Source organism: Hymenobacter terrigena, assembly GCF_054776515.1.
In genome coordinates this window covers 432,172-448,738 of record NZ_BAAHBU010000002.1, presented here as the reverse complement: position 1 = coordinate 448,738, position 16,567 = coordinate 432,172, and the positions used below count along the sequence as shown (strand labels likewise).

Below are 16,567 nucleotides of genomic sequence, written 5' to 3'. Positions count from 1 at the left end.
CGGTCCCGCTGTTTTACCATCCAATCTGCTACCTTGCGACCCCGTTGGCCGTATACGCCAGACTATTTTTAACCCCAACCCAAATTGAAATGGGACACAAAGCAATTGAGATAACCGACGCCAATTTTGACGAAATCATCGGCGGCGACAAGCCCGTATTGGTCGATTTCTGGGCCGAATGGTGCGGCCCCTGCCGCATGGTGGGCCCCGTAGTGGAGGAGCTGGCCGGCGAATACGAAGGCAAAGTCGTGGTCGGCAAAGTTGACGTGGACGCCAACCCCCAAACTTCCATGAAGTTCGGCATCCGCAGCATCCCCACGCTGCTGGTCTTCAAGAATGGCCAAATCGTTGATAAACAAGTAGGCGCCGTGCCCAAGCACGTGCTCGCCCAGAAGCTCGAAGCCCAGGTGACGGCTTAATTGCCACCGCCTGATGCTAAAAAAGCCCCTTGCCGCATTGGCACGGGGCTTTTTTATGGCCGAAAGTCAGACCAGGTACTAGTTCAGGGCGCGGGTGCAGCGCCGTTTGCGGGCCTGAGAGGCGTGCAGGGCCTGCCGTTTCAGCTGCTTCTGGTGCTGGTGCAAGCGCCAGTCCAACTTGCCTGGGGAGGTGACTTTCCGGGTGGCTTCCAGGCCCAACAGCACGAGCACGGCCCTGCGGAGCTTGGTAGATGATTTGCGGGTGGTTCGGGCGTTGGTGCGGGTCATTAAGGCGGCTTTTTTGGCTGCTACAGCGCGCTCCCGTGCCGCCTTGCGCTGGATTTCGGTCGGATTATCTTCGGTATCGGAAGCCCGGCCAGGTGCCGCGGCAGCAATGTCCGGAGATAGCAGCAGCCCTCCGGCTAGCAGCAAGGTGTAGCAGTGTATATTCATGATAGTGTTGGGAAAAGGGGAAAGAATGAAATCATGCCGGACTACCAGGGGCCCGCGCTTGCAGCGGCCCCTGGGTTACCGTTGGCCTTGATTATATACTAAAATATATATTTCATAATAAATTCACAAATTATTTCTACTGTGTTCAGGTGTTTTGCTGTAGTGAACCAGAACAGTGAAGGTGTACCATTTTAATGAATAGCAAAACGCCCCTTGCCGGGGGCGGCAAGGGGCGTTTTAGGGTAATTAAGCCGGCTGAGGCCTACTCATGGGCACGGTGGCGATGGGCGCGGGCGGCCATGCGTGCCCGGGCCTTCAACTGTTTCTGGTGGGAGTGGAGTTGGCGGCGAAGGCGTGCCGGCGAGGTAACGGCTTTGCTCTCTTCCAGGCCAAGAATCACGAGTACGGCTCGCTGAAGCTTACTCGATACTTTGCGGGATTTTACGGCAAGACGCTGCATTTTGGAAGCCTTCTTGGCTGCGACAACTTTTGCACGGGCGGCGGCCTTCTGCTCGCGGGCGGCGGTTTTGCGCTGTGCGTCGGCGGGCGTGTCGTTCAGGCTGTGGTGGGTAGGAGCAGCGCTGGCTGAGGGCGCCCCAAGTAGCAACAAAGAGCTGATAGTTAGGACGGAGTAAAGAATGTGTTTCATAAAAAGAGCGGCAGGAAGTGGATGGATGAACCGGCAGATTCCAGCCGGGTATGTCTTTGTGTGCACTAAAGTAATATTTAATTTAAAAACTCAACCATTGTTCATAAAAAATCCCTGCATCTGATAACAGATGCAGGGATTTTAGCAACGTAATAAGAGGCGATAGGACCGACTGCCTTAGCGCACGGCGCGGGGCCGTTCCTGGGCGTCGTGCTTCTGGCGGTAGATGGCGCGGCTGGCCTGGTTTTCGTCCTTGCGAATGTCCTGGCGCTCGTCGCGGGTTACAATGCCATCGGCGCGGGCGGCGCGCTTGTCCTGCCGGATTTCGGCTTCGCGGCCTTTGAGGCGGGCGGCTTCGGGGCGGGTGAGCTCGCCGGAGGCTACGCCCTGGCGGATGCGGGCGCGCTCATTGCGCTGGCGGGCGTTGATGCCGGGCGTCACGACCTGGGCCACGGAAGTATAGGAAACAGCCAGCAGGCTAACGGTGGCCAACAGCGAAAACAAGGACTTTTGCATGGGAATAAGAAATAATAATGAGGGGAAAGATGCGGGTTGGAGGCTGGGCCGCCGGAAAGGTTTAACCAGTACGGCAGCGGGGAAATGACGTTGGCACGGAATATGAAAAAGGAATATGAAAAAATAGCTACATTGCCATCCAACCACGCGGCCCGAAACTGCGTAGGAGGCGCATTCTCTCACTCTTCAGCTTACTCCCATTACCATGAAACGCATTCTCGGATTCCTCGTCTCTCTCAGCATGCTTGGCGGCTCGGTGGCCCAGGCCCAAACGGCTACCCCGGCAGCCGGCACCCAGATGAGCACCAGCTCGTCGAAAATGACGACGACCAAAACCATGCAGGCCCCGGCCACGAAAACGACGGTGAAGTCGTCGACGATGACCAACCCGGCGGGCATGACCAAGTCGAGCACCATGACCAAGGGCGCGGCTACCACCAGCAAATCGAGCACGATGACCACGCCCTCGGGCATGACCAAGTCGTCGACTTCGACTAGCAGCACCAAAATGAAGGCCGATGGCACGCCCGATATGCGCTATTCGGAGAACAAATCGACCAAAACCACCAAGATGAGCACCGGCCCTCTGAAGGCCGACGGCACGCCCGACATGCGCTACAAAGCCAACAAAACGACCGTAAAAAAGACCTCAACCAAAATGTAAGGTTCAGCGGTTAACCATTCAAAAAGCCCTTGCTTACGATAAGCAAGGGCTTTTTGGGTTTTTGTTCCGTTCGGAACCGGCCTGTGGCGGCAGCCCGTGCCGGCTGCCGACTACCTAACTTGCGGCCCCATTCCAACTCAACTCTTGCCCATGCGCTACGCTCCCCTTGCCCCCGAGCTTTTTATTGAAAACCGCCGCCGCTTCCGCGAGCTGCTGCCGCCGGCGTCGCTGGCTATTTTTCAGAGCAACGACATCATGCCGACCAATGCCGACGGCACTATGGCTTTCCGCCAGAGCAACGACTTGTTCTACCTGTCCGGCGTGGACCAGGAGGAAAGCATCCTCGTAATTTTCCCGGATGCGCGCCTGCCGCAGCACCGCGAAATCCTGTTTTTGAAGGAAACTTCCGAGCACATCCTCATCTGGGAAGGCTACAAGCTGACCAAGGACGAAGCGCGTGCCAATTCTGGCATCCCGACCATTATGTGGCTGGATAGCTTCAAGTCGGTGCTGCCCGCGCTCATGAACGAGGCCGAGAATGTGTACCTGCCTTCTAACGAGCACATCCGGGCTGTGGTGGAGGTGGAAACGCGCGATGCCCGCTTCATCAAGAGCCTGCAGGCGCAGTACCCGCTGCACACCTACCGCCGGGCGGCGCGCCTGCTGCACCAGCTGCGCGCCATCAAGAGCCCCGAGGAAATCCGGGTGATGCGCGAGGCGTGTGACATCACGGGCAAGGCGTTTCGGCGCTTGCTGGGCTTTGTGAAGCCGGGCGTGTGGGAGTTCGAGATTGAGGCCGAAATCGTGCACGAGTTCATGCGCAACCGCAGCCGGGGGCCGGCCTACGGCAGCATCGTGGCCAGCGGCAAAAATGCCTGCGTGTTGCACTACACCACCAACGACAACCAGTGCAAGGACGGCGAGGTGATTCTGCTCGATTTCGGCGCCGAATACGCCAACTACGCCGCCGACCTTTCGCGCTCGATTCCCGTGAACGGCAAGTTCACGCCGCGCCAGCGCCAGGTGTACGATGCCGTGCTGAGCGTGATGGATTTTGCCAAAACGCGCCTCGTGCCCGGCGGCGAAATCGAAGCTTACCACCAGGCCGTGGGCGAGTTCATGGAGCAGCAGCTCATCAAGCTCGACCTGCTGAACGCCGCCGACGTGAAAAACCAGGACCCCGCCGCGCCGCTTTACAAGAAGTATTTCATGCACGGCACCAGCCATTACCTGGGCCTCGACGTGCACGACGTGGGCTACAAGTACCGCACCTTCGAGGCGGGCATGGTGTACACCTGCGAGCCGGGCATCTACATTCCCGAGGAAGGCCTGGGCATTCGCCTGGAGAATGATATCCTGCTCACGGCCAACGGCAATGAGGACCTGATGGCCAACATTCCGATTAAGGCGGAGGAGATTGAAGCCTTGATGGCCCAGGGCCGATAGAGTATAAAGTAAACGCAAAATGCCCGGCGGAACGAAGGTTCCGCCGGGCATTTTGCGTTTATTTCAAGTTGACAAATTACTTGCTGGTGGCCTGCACAATCTGCGGTAGGTACTTGCTCAGCGCCGCAACCTGGGAGCTGGTGAAATTGCCCTGCACCGATACCAGCACGAAGGAATCGGCCACGTCGGGCAGGGTGCCGAGGGCGGCAAACTCCGAAATACTATTGCCCGAGCCGCGCGTGGACACGGCGTAGTTGCTGCCGCCGAAGCCGGCGGTGGTGAGTGGGTCGTACTTATTGTTTTGCAGGATGCCGGCGGCTTCGCTGCGCAGGCCCTGACTGGCCAGCTCTTTGGCCGAAGTAGTAGTGGGCGCAAAGCTGATGACCTTGGCCGAGCGGATGCCGGTGATGGCGTTGGTGAGGTCGGAGCCGCCGAGGAGCTTGGCGGCTTTCACCAAGGCTAGGCGCTGGAGCAGGTCGGCCGACCATTCGGTGGTTTTGAAGCCTTCGCGGCCTTCGTATTTCGAGAAAAACGAGGATACCGTGCGGGCCGGCGAGCCGGGGCCACCGGCGCGGCAGCCGGCCAGCAGCAGAAACAGGATGAGGACGGGGAAGCGGAGTTTATTAATCATGCGGCAAAGGTGGCGAGAGGATAGGTGCGTTGTACGCGCCAATCCCGCGTCACGGTTATTCCGAGGCGACTAAACCCGTCCGCTTTAACTTAAAACACCACCGAGTTCAGGAAAAATACGTCCCGGTCTTTGCCGTGCTCCACGCGCACGTGCTGGTAGCCAGTAGCCACAAAGCGGCTGCCGAACCAGGGCAGCAGGTCGGCCTGGTAGGTATCGGTGGCGTGCTCGGCGCCGTTATCGGTAGGGCCGGTCCCGATTTGGATGGGCACCTGCTGGTCGTTGGGCGACGACTCAGCCCCCTTCACCAGCTTGTAGCGCAGCTTGTTGTCATCGAGGTAGGCCAGTACCACGCGGCCGTCGGGCAGGGTTTGCAGGCGCACGGCTTCTTCAAGCTCGGACCGGCGTAGGTTTTCCACCACGAAGGTATTGTCCCAGATGAGGTTGCCGGCGCGGTCGAAGCCGCACACCAAGGCGTGGGTGGTTTCGTAGCCATCGAAAATTCGAGCGCTGCTGTAGGGCGAGCCATACTGGTTGCCGATGCCGCTGTAGAGCGGGCCGGTGTAGCTGCCGTAGCTGTTGTAGCGGTAGTGGGGGTAGTACACTTCGGCCACCAGCACGTAGCCGCCGTCGGGCTGGGGCAGCAGCTCGTGCAGCAGCAGCCGGTAGTGCCAGCGCAAGGGCGGCACCGACCGGGCCAGGCGGCGCTCGGTGCGCAGCCGCAGCCGGGCCTGGCGGCTGGGCTTGAGGTAGTCGAAGAAATGCTTGAGGTGCAGAAAATCGTAGAACCGCAGCGGGGGCTTGATGCCGGTATTGGCCCCCTTGCTCAGGTCGGTGGCAAACAGGCCCTGCGCGTAAGTAGGGTCGCGCAGCGAGTAGGTGCCCATGAGCAGGCGGGCCGTGGTGTCCTGCGGGGGCGTGAGCTGGGCCGTGATGAGGCTGCGTTCGCTCTCAGCCTGCACGAATTCAGAACTCACGAGCTGGCCTTTGTCGGTGAGCTGCTTGAGGAGCAGGCGGCTTTTGCGGCCGTTGGTCTGGCTCAGCACGTACTCGGCGCGCCGGCTGGCGGCATCGGCCACGAAGGTGAGCTGGGTGGGCAGCGGCTCGTACACGGAAGGCAGGTACTGCATCTGGCCGGTGGCCACGTCGAGCAGCAGGGCCGTGACGTGCTGCTGGTCATTAAGCAGCACCGTGGCGAATAGGCGGCCGTCGAGGGCCTTCAGCTCCACCACCTCGCGGCTGAGCTTGGTGTCGAACGTTTGGGTACGGGTTTGGCCCACCCGGCCATCGAAGGCGGCCACCAGCAGCCGGCCGGGGTTGGTGTGCGACGTGAACAGGGCATACACCGTGGTGCCCTCGGCGCACATGCGGGTAAAATCAAACTCGTCGGCAATTTCCAGCGGCAGCTCCTGGCGTAGGTGCAGGTCGCGGTCGTACTGCTGAAACGAAAACGTGGATTTATTCGACAGCGGCCGCTCGCGGCCCAGTAGCACCACCACGGTGCTATCGGCGGCCAGGGGCTGCACGTGCGCCTCGCTCTCGTGGCGGTCCAGCAGCAGCTCGGTGCGCGCCGGCTGGCGGGGCGCGTTGGCGGGGAGCGGCAACGGGGGCTTCTGCTGGGCGCGCACCGCTGCGGGGGCGGCCAGCGTCGCCAGTGAAAGCAGCAAAAGGTAGCGAAGTTTCATGCCCGTGCGCCGTAAAAAACAACTGTGAATGTACCCGTTTCTAACGCGTGGCTACTACTTTAAAGTTACAACCGAATTCTGCGTTTTGTCTGGCGACTCACCATCTTATTCGGCCCCCAGCTCCAGAATGGCATCGAACTCCTCGGGGCGTACTGGCAGCACCGACAGCCGCGACTGCCGGATGAGGGCCAGTTCGCCCAGCCGCGCATCGGCCTTGAGCTGGGCCAGGCCCACGGCCCGGGACAGCGGCTGCACCGGCCGCAGCGGCACGGCCACCCAGGGCGAGCCCGTCTCGGCCGTGGCATCGGGGATGGCCAGAGCCGCCACTTCGGCCAGGCCCACAATGGCCTTTTCGCTCACGCTGTGGTAGAAGAGCACGAGGTCGCCGGGCTGCATCAGGTTCAGGTTGTTGCGGGCCTGGTAGTTGCGCACGCCGGTCCAGGCGGTGCCGTCTTCCTGCACGAAGGTGGCCCAGGAGTAGGCTTCGGGTTCCGATTTAACGAGCCAGTGTTTCAAAAGAGTGACTGAGTGAGGGAGTGACTGAGTGAATGACGCGACATGCAAACGGCCGGCACTGGCATTGATGCCGGCCGGCCGTTGGTTTACACACCGCAAAGAAAATAAATCCGGGCGCAAATGCCCCGGTTCTCAGAGGGCAAAGCCCAAATCGAAGCTGATAATGTTGGCCTTCAGGTCGGCCCGATTCGCGGCGGTGTAGATGGTGGAGCCGGTTTGCTGGTAGTTGGCGTAGCGCAAATCCAGGGATTTGAAGCGCATGACGCGGGGCAGGCCCTGCACGTTTTTGCCCGGCACGTGGAAGCGGCCGATGCCATACACCGGCGAGTAGCGCAGGCCCAGGCCCACTTTGTTGGCGGAGAAGGCCGACAGGTCGTAGTCGGAAGTGTAATAAGCGTCGTTGATGGAGTGTTCCATGAAGGGTGCGAAGTACTGGGCGGCCGTTTGGGTGTGGTAGCGGTAGAAGGGGTAGGCGACGAAAAACGGCGTGATTTTCACGGGCAGTTCCAGCTCGAACGTGTGGGCTGTGATGCCAAAATTGTCGTTGTAAAAGCGGTAGAAAGCGCGCACCTGAACCAAATCCGTGGCGTAGTAATTCAGCCGCAGGCTCACCGGGTACTTGAAGCGGGCACGGGGCAGGTTCTCGATGCGGGCCGCCGTGGCAACGTGGGGCGAGAAGCCGTCGCCCACAGACGGCGCTGGGTTCAACGTCGTGTTGTCCTTGAAATACACCCGATGAAACGGCGTGCTCAGCAAGCCGTTCTGCGACACCAGCTCCGTGCTGATGGCCGCCTGCAACCGCTTGGTGAGCACCTGCGAGTAGGTGGCCGTGAAGTTATAGGTCTGGCGCGTGTCGGAGCCGTAATTCTTCTCGCCTCGGTTGGTGGTAGAGCCGGTTGAATAGCCTTCCCGCAGCTCCAGCGGCTGAATCAGCGTCACGCGGTCGAAAAACACCTGGCCCGCCAGGCTCAGCTGGCGGTTGCCGTCCTGCGAGGTTTTGGCGAAGGAGCCGGCCAGGTTAAACGACAGATAGTCGTATTCTTTCGAAACGCCCGTGCCCACGCCCCAAATGGTGCCTTTGGCCTTTTGCTCGCGGCTGTAGCCGAAATCGCCGTGGTAGCGCACGTCGCTAGCCGAGGGCGTACTCAGCGCAAAATCAATGCGGTCGGTGGAAGCAGAAGCGTAGAAATCGGCACCCACATTCACCGTCAGCCGGCTCACCGTATCCAGCGGCACGTTCACGATGATGGCCGGGGGCACATCGGTGAGCTGCTGGGTGCCGCGGCCGCCTTCAACCGCGCCGTGGCTGCCGTCCTGCTGGTAATAGCCGCCGATGATGTCGATGGTGGTTTCGTCGGCCGCGCGGCTCACCGGCACCGAGGGGCTCACCGGCGCGCCGTAGCCGTCGATGCGGTTCGGGTTTTGCGTGGTGCCGGTTTGGGCCAAGGCCGGGGTGGCCAGGGCACTCAGGGCCAGCAGCGGGAATAATAGCTTTTTCAAGGAATCGGGCCGATACGGAGTGATTAATTGCAGCCGCAGCCGCCGCCTACTTTGCCGCCGTTGGCTCCGCCGGCGCCCTCGCGGTAGCTCTCGAAGTTGGTCTCGGGCGTTTCCACGGTTTTGCTGGCCAGCCTCATGTCCTCGTCGTTGAGATACACTTTCTGGTAGGCTTTCACCGAAACGCAGCTCGGCAGCGCTGCCCCCAGGGGCAGCAGCAACAGCCCCAGCGCCAGGCGGGGATGCGCGGATAGGGATATTCTTTTCACAGTTATTGGGTACGAAAAATCAGGGGCGGGCGGCCGGAGTCGCGCCGTGGTAGTAGTTCAGCGTCATGCCGCGCGAGGCCAGCGTCCGGTTATCGTCGGTTATCAGCGTGCAATCAACGCCCTTCAGGCTGTTGATGAAAGCCAAACCGGCGGTTGGGCCTTTCACGAAGACGACTTCGTCCAATCCGTCGGCCAGTTCCACATCGGGACAAAGGATGGTGACCGAGCGCAGCCCGATGGACGGATAGCCGGTGTGCGGGTTGATGATGTGGCCGTACACCTGCCCGCCCACCGTGAAATATTGCTCGTAGTTGCCGGCCGTGACTACGGCCATATCGGTCACATCGACCCAGGCGGCCACGCTGTTGGGGTGGTCGGGGTCGCCGATGGCCACGCGCCAGAGCGAGCCGTCGGCCTGCCGGCCCCAGCAATAAATGTCGCCCGAGCCATTCATCAGCCCGCCCTTGGTGCCCATTTTGTCGAGCACCTGTTTGGCCCGGCGCAGGCCGTAGCCCTGCAGAATGCCCGCCAGGTTGATGCGCATGCCCTTTTCGGGCAGAAAAACCGTGTGTTTGGCGGCATCCAGCTGGATTTTCTGCCAGCCAATGCGCCGCACCGACGCCCGGACGGCCGCCGAGTCGGGCAGGGCAGGGTGGGCCTGCCGGTCGAACTTATATAGTTTGTCGGCGCTGGCGAAGGTGATGTCGAACGCGCCGTCGCTGAGCCGGGACAGGCGCAACGTGCGGGTAATCAAATCAAATGTTTCGGGCGATACGGCCACCGGCCGCACACCCGCCGCCCGATTTATCCGCACCACTTCCGACGTGGAATCCCAGAACGACATCAGCCGGTCGATGCGCTTCACTTCGCCCAGGCCCGCCCGCAAGGCCCGCTGCCCGGTCGAATCATCCTCGGCCACCACCGTGAAGGTGAAGTGCGAGCCCATGAGGTGGGCGCTCCGCGTGAAGGTATGGCGCGGGGCCGCAGCCGTTTGGGCGCTGACCGGCCTTGCCAAAAACAGCATGACCAGCAGCGCCCAAACGGCAATTCCAGGTTTCAAAGTCGAATGCATGATTGCCTAAAGCGTGGGCACTACCTTTTTCAGGTAGGCCTCGAAGGCGGCCGGGCCGCCGGCGATGTAGCCGGTTTTGGCCAGCACCTTGCCATCGGGCGCGATGACAACGGCCAGCGGGAAATCACCTTCCTTATTAAGCTGCGCGGCGGCGGCTTCGTTCAGCTTGAGCTGAGCGGCAGTGGGCTGGTTCTTTTTCAGGCGCGGAAAATCGAAGTGGGCCAGCACCAGCTTGTCCTTGGCGTAGGTCATAAACTCGGGCTTGGCAAAAACCTCCTGCTCATACATGATGCAGGGCTTGCACCAGTCGGACCCCGAAAAAACGGCCACAATGGGACGGTTGGTGGCTTTGGCCTGGGCCTGGGCCGCGTCGAGGTCGGAAATCCAACCGGCGGGTAGCTCAGCTTTCACCACCTGCGGAGCCGAGATACCGGGCGACTTTGGGATGGGCTCCGTCGGCATGGCCGCGGCGGCCACCTCTTTGGGTTCGCCCAGGGGCGGACTGGTTGCGGTGCTGGTTTTAACCTTGCTGCTTTTAGTCTTAACCGTGGTTTTCTGGGCGTGGACCGGGGCCAGGCTGATGAGGGCCAGGCCAAGGGTAAAGGCCCGTACAGGGCCAAAAGAAGGGACGAGGGACATGGGGATAAACGCGTAAAAAGTGAGAGACTGCGAAAAAGCCGCCCCTGCTCCACTGATTTCTACGACGGGCAGGGCCGGAAGTTGAAGCGCGGAGCCGGGGGCATTTCGCTCACCGCCTTATGCGAAAATTCCTGCCAGGAAATGAATATGCCGTGAAACGCCGGTGCCATAGCACCAGCCCCGCGCTGAAAGGGCTGATTTAGTGTTCAAACGCCTTATTTCACTCGCCGCAGTTTCAATACATTATTATTCAGCGACAGAATTTCGAGCGTGTAATTGGGTTCGTGGCCGTCCGTGAGGTGAATGATGAGGTGGGTAGTGCCGTCGGCGGTCCAGGTGCCGGGGTGGCCGACCAGGCCGTCGGCGGGCGCGATATCGAACTGCTCGAACCGGCCGAAGGACCTGATGGCGAAGCCTGTACGGCCCCGCGCCGGCGGGAATTTGTAGGTGTTGGGGCGGTACACCAGCGTATCGCCCCGGTTTTCTTCGTGCGAGGCCAGCCAGGTGCCTTCCAGCTGCTTCATGGAAGCGGGGGAGGAGGTAACGACGGCCGGCTTGTGGTGCTTGCAGGCCGCGACCAGCAGGAGCGGGGCCAGCAGCAGACGGGCAAATGAAGGGGAGTTAACCATTGAAAGCGACGAATAGCAACTGGAGTAGCGGCAAGGTACGGCCGATGCAACGGGGCAGTTGAAGGACAGAGTTGACGTTCGGAGCCGGCGGCAATCCAAACCGCCCGTGCCACGTAAGCCCGGGGATAAACTACCTTCGTGCCCCTAAAAGCCCTTCCCCGTGGATAACCGCGCCCTGACCCGTGCCTTCAAGCTGGCCGCCCAGCTCATGGAGCTGCACGACGAAAACCCGTTCAAAATTCGCGCCATCGAAGGCACGGCCAACGCGCTTGATGCGCTGAGCTTTCCGGTGTCGGAAATAGAGCGCTCCGGCCTGCCCGACCGCACCGGCCTGAGCAAAACCGCCGCCGCCAAAGTGGCCGAATTGCTCGATACCGGCACGTTCTCCGATTTGCAGCGTCTGCTGGAAGTCACGCCGCCCGGCGTGGTCGAAATGCTGGGCATCAAAGGCATTGGGCCGAAGAAAATTCGCAGCCTGTGGCGCGAGCTGGGCATCGAAACCATCGAGCAGCTGCGCGAAGCCGCCGAAACCGACCAAGTGAGCAAGCTCAAGGGCTTCGGCAAAAAGACCCAAGACAGCATCCTCGAAGCGCTGGAGTTTGCGGGCCAGAGCAAGGGCAAGCTCCTCTACCCACAGGCCGAAACACTGGGCAATGAGCTGGCCCAGCTGCTGCGTGACGGCCTGAAAACCGAGCAGGTAGCCGTGGCCGGCGAAATCCGCCGCCGCCTCGAAACCGTGGAAACCGTGCGCCTGGTAGCCGCCACCGACAAGCCGGCCAAAGCGCATGAGCTGCTGAACAGCACGGCCGGCCTCACGCCCGACCCGCGCCGCTCGGGGCCGTTCGCCTGGCGCGGCACGGCCACCGAATCGGGCACCCAGGTGGAAGTGCTGCTGGTGAAGCCCGAGGATTTTACCACCGAGGTTTTCCTGAATTCCGCGGCTGAAGCGCATTTGAGCGAGCCGCTGCCCACTTCTGGCACGCTGCGCCAGTGGGCACGGCGCGAGAAATTTCAGCAGGAGGAAGCCCTCTACGAGAAGGCCGGCCTGCAATTCATCGTGCCCGAGCTACGCGAGGGCTTGGGCGAAATTGCTCTCGCCGCCGAGAAAAAATTACCCCGTTTGCTCGAAAACGGCGACCTGCGCGGCTCCCTGCACAACCACAGCACCTGGTCCGACGGCAACCACAGCATCCGCGAAATGGCCACCTGGCTGCGCGACCACAACTATGAGTACCTGGGTTTGTGCGACCACAGCCAGGCCGCCCACTACGCCAATGGCCTGAGCGTGGAGCGCGTGCGCCAGCAGCACCAGGAAATTGACCAGCTGAACGCTGAGCTGGCCCCGTTCCGCATCTTCAAAGGCATCGAAAGCGACATCCTCGGCGACGGCTCCCTTGACTACCCGAACGACGTGCTGGCCAGCTTCGATTTCATCGTGGCCAGCGTCCATTCCAACCTGAAAATGGACGAGGCCAAGGCCACCAACCGCCTGCTGCGCGCCATCGAAAACCCCTACACCACTATGTTGGGCCACCCCACGGGCCGGTTGCTGCTGCGCCGCCAAGGCTACCCCATCGACTACAAAGCCGTCATCGACGCCTGCGCCCAGCACCAGGTCATCATCGAAATCAACGCCAACCCCTGGCGGCTCGACCTCGACTGGCGCTGGGTGCGCTACGCCCTCGACCAGGGCGTGCAGCTCAGTATTAATCCCGATGCTCACCACACCAACGGCTACGAGGACATGCGCTACGGCGTGTTGATGGGCCGCAAAGGCCATTTGACGAAGGAAATGACGTTCAACGCGAAGTCGGTGGAAGAAGTGGCAGCCTATTTTGAGGCTCGCAAAGCCGCCATCAAGCCGCCGCTTGAGTACAAAAAGTCGTTGTTTGAGTAGCGTGAAAATCCTCGTTCTCCGCTTTTCTTCCATCGGCGACATCGTCCTCACCACGCCCGTGGTGCGGGCGCTGGCGCAGCAGGTGCCGGGCGCGGAGGTGCACTTTGCCACCAAGCCCGGCTACCGCAGCCTGCTCGAACCTAATCCCTACATCACCAAAGTACACTGCCTCACCGGCAGCCTGGGCGAGCTGGTGGCTGCCCTGAAAGCCGAACGGTTCGATTACATCATCGACCTGCACAACAACCTGCGCACCCGCCTCATCAAGCTGCGGCTGGGCGTGAAATCCAGCAGTTTCGATAAGCTGAACTGGCAGAAGTGGCTGCTGGTTAATTTCAAGATTGACAAGCTGCCGCGCGTGCACATCGTGCTGCGCTACCTGGCCGCTGCCGCGCCGCTGGGGGTTAAAGACGACGGCCGGGGCCTCGATTACTTCATCCCCGCCGGCCAGGAAGTGGACCTGACTACCCTGCCCGTCGACTTCCGGCGCGGCTACGTAGCCGTGGCCATCGGGGCGCAGCACGCCACCAAGCGCCTGCCGCTGGAGAAACTGGTGGAACTGTGCCACAAGCTGGCCCCGCGCCCCATCATACTGCTCGGTGGCCCGGAAGATGCCGCCGTGGCCGAGGCGCTGATTGCAGCCGTAAGCCAGGAAAATTCATCAACCCAACAATCCGCCAACCTACCAATCCACCAGGGTTGCGGGCGGTACTCGCTGCACCAGTCCGCCTCGCTGCTGCGGCAGGCCGATTTTGTGGTGAGCCACGATACCGGCCTGATGCACATCGCAGCCGCCTTTGGCAGGGAGATTTTCAGCGTGTGGGGCAATACGGTGCCCGCCTTCGGCATGTACCCCTACCGCACCGAATTCAAGGTGCTGGAAGTGCAGGGGCTGAGCTGCCGGCCCTGCTCCAAAATCGGGTTTGCCAAGTGCCCGCAAGGCCATTTCAAGTGCATGCGCGAGCAAACCCTGAACCTGGAATTGCCCCCGGCCCGCGACGGGCGCTAGCTTAGGCCACCGGCGGCTCTAGTTCCAATACGAGCACCAAGGCATCGTTGCTCAGCGCTTCGAGCTCAATTTCGGCCACATTCCACAGCGCTAGCCCGTCTTTTTCGTGCAGCAGCCGGCTTTCGACCTCGAAAGCACCGGCCAGGGCAAACGCAAACACGCTGTTGGCGGGGTTTTGAAGCTGATAAACGGCTTCCTGCCGGCCCGCAAAGCGACCCAGACTTACTGTAAATGGCAACAAGCTGGCCGCCGGCAGCAACTGCGCCAACTGGTTCTGGGTGGCTTCGCTGCTGAAGCGAATGCGTTGGTACTTGCTGACGGCTGCCGGTGCATCGGCCAGCAACCAGAGGTGTAGAAAACTCACCAAATGGGTGTCATAGGGGTTGCGCACGTGAAGTATGCTGCCAGCCGGGAGCGCCAGTACCATGGTTTCTTCCACGCTTACGGTGGTTTCGGGTTGGCCAAAACCGGTCAGTACCACCGCTCCGGTGATGGGAATGATGACAACATGCGAGGCTTGTGCTACCGTAAAATCCAGCGCGTGGCCGCCGGCCAGCGTTTCCTCATTCAGGCCGTAGAGTCGCCCAAACGGCTCCTTGTGCGGGTGCGCAAATGGCCCGAAGCTGAACGTACTGTAACGGCGAAAGCGGTCTGATTCGGCCAGCCCGCGCTCATCGGCCAGAAAGATTTTACCTGGCGTTTGCGCTATCATCGGAAGCAGGCGTGAGGATGGAATAAATACTGAGAAACGGCTGAAGCTGCACCAGATGCGTCAAAATTTCGGCAGTAGCAACCGATGCCGCAGAAGCCTTCGATACCACCAGAAACGCGCCCACAGTATCGTGCCAGCGCAGCGGCTCAGACACAAAATTGACCGCTACCTGGTGCTTGCTTTTATCGTGTAAGTCGGAGTTAATCAGCTCGAACTGGAACCGCTTGAACCGCAGAAACGGCCGCCCCAGGTTATCGGTAATGTCGGGCAGGCGCTCGTTGAGCTGTTGCACGTAGCCCGTCACCGCCCCGCTCACCAGGAAATGCAGCCGCTCGGCTCCCGGCACAAAGTGCAGGATTTCGCCAAACGAGCGGTACTGGTTGCCAGGGTTGAAATTCTGCGCCTGCAGCCGGAACTCAGCGTAGCTGTCGTTCCACACCAACCGGTCCCAGGAACGGGCAGCGGTAGCATCGATGATTTTGCGGTAGCACAGCGTGATGTGACGGTCGGGCATTGGGTAGGGGGCGGGGTCGTACCCGGTAGGGCTTGCCCCCGCCCGTCGGTGAACGATGTAAATAACACAAAGCAGCGCGGCCGACGGGCGCGGGGGCAAGCCCTACCGGGTACGACCCCGCACCCTACGGCTAGCCTATGCTGGCACACCCATCGAAAACGCCAGATGAAACCCGGCCGCTGTGCTGCCCGTCACCGTAGCCAGCTCCTGCGCCACACCGTCGCTGAACACGTTGTCAGCGGCATTGGTGGTGTAGCCGCTCATACCCTTGGCGTAGCCGTTCACGGCCGCCAAGGCCGTGCCCGTGCCTTCGGGGAAGGCAATCTGGGTCACTTTCAGCGAAGTGCCGGTGGCCGAGTACACGTGCACGTGGATGTGCGTGGCGCGCCCCGAATACCAGCCCGGGAAAATGCTCGTGAATTTCACCTGCCCGTTGGCATCCGTTACCTGCCGGCCGCGCAGGAAGTGCACCGACTGGTAGTTGGTGGCCTGCATGCCCGTGCCGCCGTACTCCGAATAGTTGCCCTCGGCGTCGCAGTGCCAGATATCAACCAGCGCGCCCGCCAGGGCGGCACAACTGCTGTTGCTATTGGTGAGAATGATGCTGATATCCAACTGGTAACCCGTCTTGCCGTCGCGGATATCGCTGCGCACGTACGACGACGGCACTTTGGTGGGGAAAGGCCCTTCGGTTTCGGTGGGGGCCACCGCGCAGCTGCCCGAACTAGTGCCGGTGGTGCCCGTAGTTCCCGTCGTGCCGGTGGTCGTTGTGCTGGAAGTGGGCGTCGCTGTGTCTTTACTACAAGCCGATAGCAGCACGGGTACCGAGGCAGTGCCCATCAGGAGGCTTTTCAAAAAGTGTTTTCTTTCCATGATGATAGGGGCTAAGCGGTTAGGGAATCGGATTGCTGATTAGATTACCCAAAGCTGCCTTCTAACATTCCCGCGGCTGCTACCGAATCGCCGGTTTCGGGCAGCGGCTCGACGGTTTCGCCGTTCGGCTCGCAAAAAGAATTGCTATATTTCATGAGCCGGGCAGTCCCGGCCGGTCATCTGCCTTCTCCAAACGCCCCTCCGTCATGCCCGAAACCGAACCCTGCCAGCACCTCACGGCCCTCACCAGCCTCAAAACCGCTCCCGAATATGCCTGCCCCGAGTGCATAGCTCTCGGCGATACGTGGGTGCACCTGCGCGTCTGCCAGCAGTGCGGCCACGTCGGCTGCTGCGATTCTTCCAGAAATAAGCACGCTACCAAGCACTTCCACGCCAGCCAGCACCCGGTCGTGTCTTCGGCCGAGCCCGGCGAGCGGTGGCTTTGGTGCTACGTGGACGAGGAAATGGCGGAGTACTAAA

Annotated in this window: 20 protein-coding genes; 6 read left to right on the top strand and 14 right to left on the bottom strand. The window is 61.1% G+C overall.

The annotated features are described in order from the left end of the window. Nucleotides 1–89 precede the first annotated feature (89 nt). Nucleotides 90–419 carry a thioredoxin gene (gene trxA / locus ACYU7Q_RS08845; RefSeq protein WP_046244603.1) on the top strand — a complete coding sequence of 110 codons (330 nt, stop codon included), beginning with the start codon at nt 90–92 and terminating at the stop codon, nt 417–419. Nucleotides 420–497: 78 nt separating this feature from the next. Here trxA and ACYU7Q_RS08840 read toward each other — a convergent pair whose 3' ends face one another. The 3 genes from ACYU7Q_RS08840 to ACYU7Q_RS08830 all read right to left on the bottom strand — a co-directional run bounded on the left by ACYU7Q_RS08840 (nt 498) and on the right by ACYU7Q_RS08830 (nt 2,037). Beyond that, nucleotides 498–872 carry a hypothetical protein gene (locus ACYU7Q_RS08840; RefSeq protein ID WP_460609086.1) on the bottom strand — a complete coding sequence of 125 codons (375 nt, stop codon included), beginning with the start codon at nt 870–872 and terminating at the stop codon, nt 498–500. A 262-nt stretch (nt 873–1,134) separates the two neighbouring features. Continuing rightward, nucleotides 1,135–1,521, bottom strand: a complete 387-nt coding sequence (locus tag ACYU7Q_RS08835; RefSeq protein WP_460609085.1) for a hypothetical protein — start codon at nt 1,519–1,521, stop codon at nt 1,135–1,137. 177 nt (nt 1,522–1,698) lie between these two features. Continuing rightward, complete coding sequence (locus tag ACYU7Q_RS08830) at nt 1,699–2,037, bottom strand: hypothetical protein (protein WP_460609084.1); 339 nt, start codon at nt 2,035–2,037, stop codon at nt 1,699–1,701. Nucleotides 2,038–2,242: 205 nt separating this feature from the next. Between ACYU7Q_RS08830 and ACYU7Q_RS08825 the strand changes: the two genes are divergently transcribed. Together ACYU7Q_RS08825 and ACYU7Q_RS08820 are read left to right on the top strand one after the other, a co-directional pair. Beyond that, the gene (locus ACYU7Q_RS08825) at nt 2,243–2,701 is read left to right on the top strand and encodes a hypothetical protein (RefSeq protein WP_460609083.1); all 459 of its coding nucleotides are present in this window, start codon (nt 2,243–2,245) and stop codon (nt 2,699–2,701) included. Between the two features lie 150 nt (nt 2,702–2,851). Next, on the top strand, nt 2,852–4,147 hold the full coding sequence (locus ACYU7Q_RS08820) for a Xaa-Pro aminopeptidase (RefSeq protein ID WP_460609082.1): 1,296 nt from the start codon (nt 2,852–2,854) through the stop codon (nt 4,145–4,147). A 76-nt stretch (nt 4,148–4,223) separates the two neighbouring features. On the opposite strand, the gene ACYU7Q_RS08815 is transcribed toward ACYU7Q_RS08820, so the two are convergent. The 8 genes from ACYU7Q_RS08815 to ACYU7Q_RS08780 all read right to left on the bottom strand — a co-directional run bounded on the left by ACYU7Q_RS08815 (nt 4,224) and on the right by ACYU7Q_RS08780 (nt 11,082). Then, nucleotides 4,224–4,778, bottom strand: a complete 555-nt coding sequence (locus ACYU7Q_RS08815; protein ID WP_460609081.1) for a DUF4252 domain-containing protein — start codon at nt 4,776–4,778, stop codon at nt 4,224–4,226. An 89-nt stretch (nt 4,779–4,867) separates the two neighbouring features. Further along, nucleotides 4,868–6,460, bottom strand: a complete 1,593-nt coding sequence (locus ACYU7Q_RS08810) for a hypothetical protein (RefSeq protein WP_460609080.1) — start codon at nt 6,458–6,460, stop codon at nt 4,868–4,870. Nucleotides 6,461–6,565: 105 nt separating this feature from the next. Beyond that, a complete protein-coding gene (locus ACYU7Q_RS08805) occupies nt 6,566–6,976 on the bottom strand; it encodes an EVE domain-containing protein (RefSeq protein WP_460609079.1) in 411 nt (136 codons plus the stop codon). A gap of 132 nt (nt 6,977–7,108) precedes the next feature. After that, nucleotides 7,109–8,476: a DUF3570 domain-containing protein gene (locus tag ACYU7Q_RS08800; RefSeq protein WP_460609078.1), complete on the bottom strand. Its 1,368-nt coding sequence runs from the start codon at nt 8,474–8,476 to the stop codon at nt 7,109–7,111. A 23-nt stretch (nt 8,477–8,499) separates the two neighbouring features. Further along, nucleotides 8,500–8,697, bottom strand: a complete 198-nt coding sequence (locus ACYU7Q_RS08795) for a DUF4266 domain-containing protein (RefSeq protein WP_460609884.1) — start codon at nt 8,695–8,697, stop codon at nt 8,500–8,502. Nucleotides 8,698–8,761: 64 nt separating this feature from the next. Then, nucleotides 8,762–9,802 carry an FAD:protein FMN transferase gene (locus ACYU7Q_RS08790; RefSeq protein WP_460609077.1) on the bottom strand — a complete coding sequence of 347 codons (1,041 nt, stop codon included), beginning with the start codon at nt 9,800–9,802 and terminating at the stop codon, nt 8,762–8,764. An 18-nt stretch (nt 9,803–9,820) separates the two neighbouring features. Continuing rightward, a complete protein-coding gene (locus ACYU7Q_RS08785) occupies nt 9,821–10,453 on the bottom strand; it encodes a thioredoxin family protein (RefSeq protein ID WP_460609076.1) in 633 nt (210 codons plus the stop codon). A 215-nt stretch (nt 10,454–10,668) separates the two neighbouring features. After that, nucleotides 10,669–11,082, bottom strand: a complete 414-nt coding sequence (locus tag ACYU7Q_RS08780) for a lipocalin-like domain-containing protein (protein WP_460609075.1) — start codon at nt 11,080–11,082, stop codon at nt 10,669–10,671. A 160-nt stretch (nt 11,083–11,242) separates the two neighbouring features. Here ACYU7Q_RS08780 and ACYU7Q_RS08775 point away from each other — a divergent pair, with 160 nt between their 5' ends. After that, nucleotides 11,243–12,979 carry a helix-hairpin-helix domain-containing protein gene (locus ACYU7Q_RS08775; protein WP_460609074.1) on the top strand — a complete coding sequence of 579 codons (1,737 nt, stop codon included), beginning with the start codon at nt 11,243–11,245 and terminating at the stop codon, nt 12,977–12,979. Between the two features lies 1 nt (nt 12,980). After that, nucleotides 12,981–13,988 (top strand): glycosyltransferase family 9 protein, encoded by a 1,008-nt coding sequence (locus ACYU7Q_RS08770; RefSeq protein WP_460609073.1) that lies wholly within the window; start codon nt 12,981–12,983, stop codon nt 13,986–13,988. A 1-nt stretch (nt 13,989) separates the two neighbouring features. Here ACYU7Q_RS08770 and ACYU7Q_RS08765 read toward each other — a convergent pair whose 3' ends face one another. From ACYU7Q_RS08765 to ACYU7Q_RS08755, 3 genes are all read right to left on the bottom strand, one after another. Next, nucleotides 13,990–14,700 carry a pirin family protein gene (locus ACYU7Q_RS08765; RefSeq protein ID WP_460609072.1) on the bottom strand — a complete coding sequence of 237 codons (711 nt, stop codon included), beginning with the start codon at nt 14,698–14,700 and terminating at the stop codon, nt 13,990–13,992. Next, nucleotides 14,678–15,214, bottom strand: coding sequence for a hypothetical protein (locus ACYU7Q_RS08760; protein WP_460609071.1), 537 nt, complete (start codon nt 15,212–15,214; stop codon nt 14,678–14,680). The genes ACYU7Q_RS08765 and ACYU7Q_RS08760 overlap by 23 nt, the downstream gene beginning before the upstream one ends. A 135-nt stretch (nt 15,215–15,349) precedes the next feature. Then, complete coding sequence (locus ACYU7Q_RS08755) at nt 15,350–16,087, bottom strand: dioxygenase family protein (protein ID WP_460609070.1); 738 nt, start codon at nt 16,085–16,087, stop codon at nt 15,350–15,352. A gap of 206 nt (nt 16,088–16,293) precedes the next feature. Between ACYU7Q_RS08755 and ACYU7Q_RS08750 the strand changes: the two genes are divergently transcribed. After that, a complete protein-coding gene (locus ACYU7Q_RS08750) occupies nt 16,294–16,566 on the top strand; it encodes a ubiquitin carboxyl-terminal hydrolase family protein (protein WP_460609069.1) in 273 nt (90 codons plus the stop codon). Nucleotide 16,567: the final 1 nt, after the last annotated feature.

Excerpts from the sequence above, each read along its gene's own strand:
- ACYU7Q_RS08825 (WP_460609083.1), top strand. The coding sequence starts at position 2,243 with ATGAAACGCATTCTCGGATTCCTCGTCTCTCTCAGCATGCTTGGCGGC.
- trxA (WP_046244603.1), top strand. The coding sequence starts at position 90 with ATGGGACACAAAGCAATTGAGATAACCGACGCCAATTTTGACGAAATC.
- ACYU7Q_RS08765 (WP_460609072.1), bottom strand. The coding sequence starts at position 14,700 with ATGATAGCGCAAACGCCAGGTAAAATCTTTCTGGCCGATGAGCGCGGG.
- ACYU7Q_RS08785 (WP_460609076.1), bottom strand. The coding sequence starts at position 10,453 with ATGTCCCTCGTCCCTTCTTTTGGCCCTGTACGGGCCTTTACCCTTGGC.
- ACYU7Q_RS08810 (WP_460609080.1), bottom strand. The coding sequence starts at position 6,460 with ATGAAACTTCGCTACCTTTTGCTGCTTTCACTGGCGACGCTGGCCGCC.
- ACYU7Q_RS08840 (WP_460609086.1), bottom strand. The coding sequence starts at position 872 with ATGAATATACACTGCTACACCTTGCTGCTAGCCGGAGGGCTGCTGCTA.
- ACYU7Q_RS08780 (WP_460609075.1), bottom strand. The coding sequence starts at position 11,082 with ATGGTTAACTCCCCTTCATTTGCCCGTCTGCTGCTGGCCCCGCTCCTG.
- ACYU7Q_RS08755 (WP_460609070.1), bottom strand. The coding sequence starts at position 16,087 with ATGGAAAGAAAACACTTTTTGAAAAGCCTCCTGATGGGCACTGCCTCG.
- ACYU7Q_RS08815 (WP_460609081.1), bottom strand. The coding sequence starts at position 4,778 with ATGATTAATAAACTCCGCTTCCCCGTCCTCATCCTGTTTCTGCTGCTG.
- ACYU7Q_RS08830 (WP_460609084.1), bottom strand. The coding sequence starts at position 2,037 with ATGCAAAAGTCCTTGTTTTCGCTGTTGGCCACCGTTAGCCTGCTGGCT.
- ACYU7Q_RS08820 (WP_460609082.1), top strand. The coding sequence starts at position 2,852 with ATGCGCTACGCTCCCCTTGCCCCCGAGCTTTTTATTGAAAACCGCCGC.
- ACYU7Q_RS08760 (WP_460609071.1), bottom strand. The coding sequence starts at position 15,214 with ATGCCCGACCGTCACATCACGCTGTGCTACCGCAAAATCATCGATGCT.
- ACYU7Q_RS08750 (WP_460609069.1), top strand. The coding sequence starts at position 16,294 with ATGCCCGAAACCGAACCCTGCCAGCACCTCACGGCCCTCACCAGCCTC.
- ACYU7Q_RS08835 (WP_460609085.1), bottom strand. The coding sequence starts at position 1,521 with ATGAAACACATTCTTTACTCCGTCCTAACTATCAGCTCTTTGTTGCTA.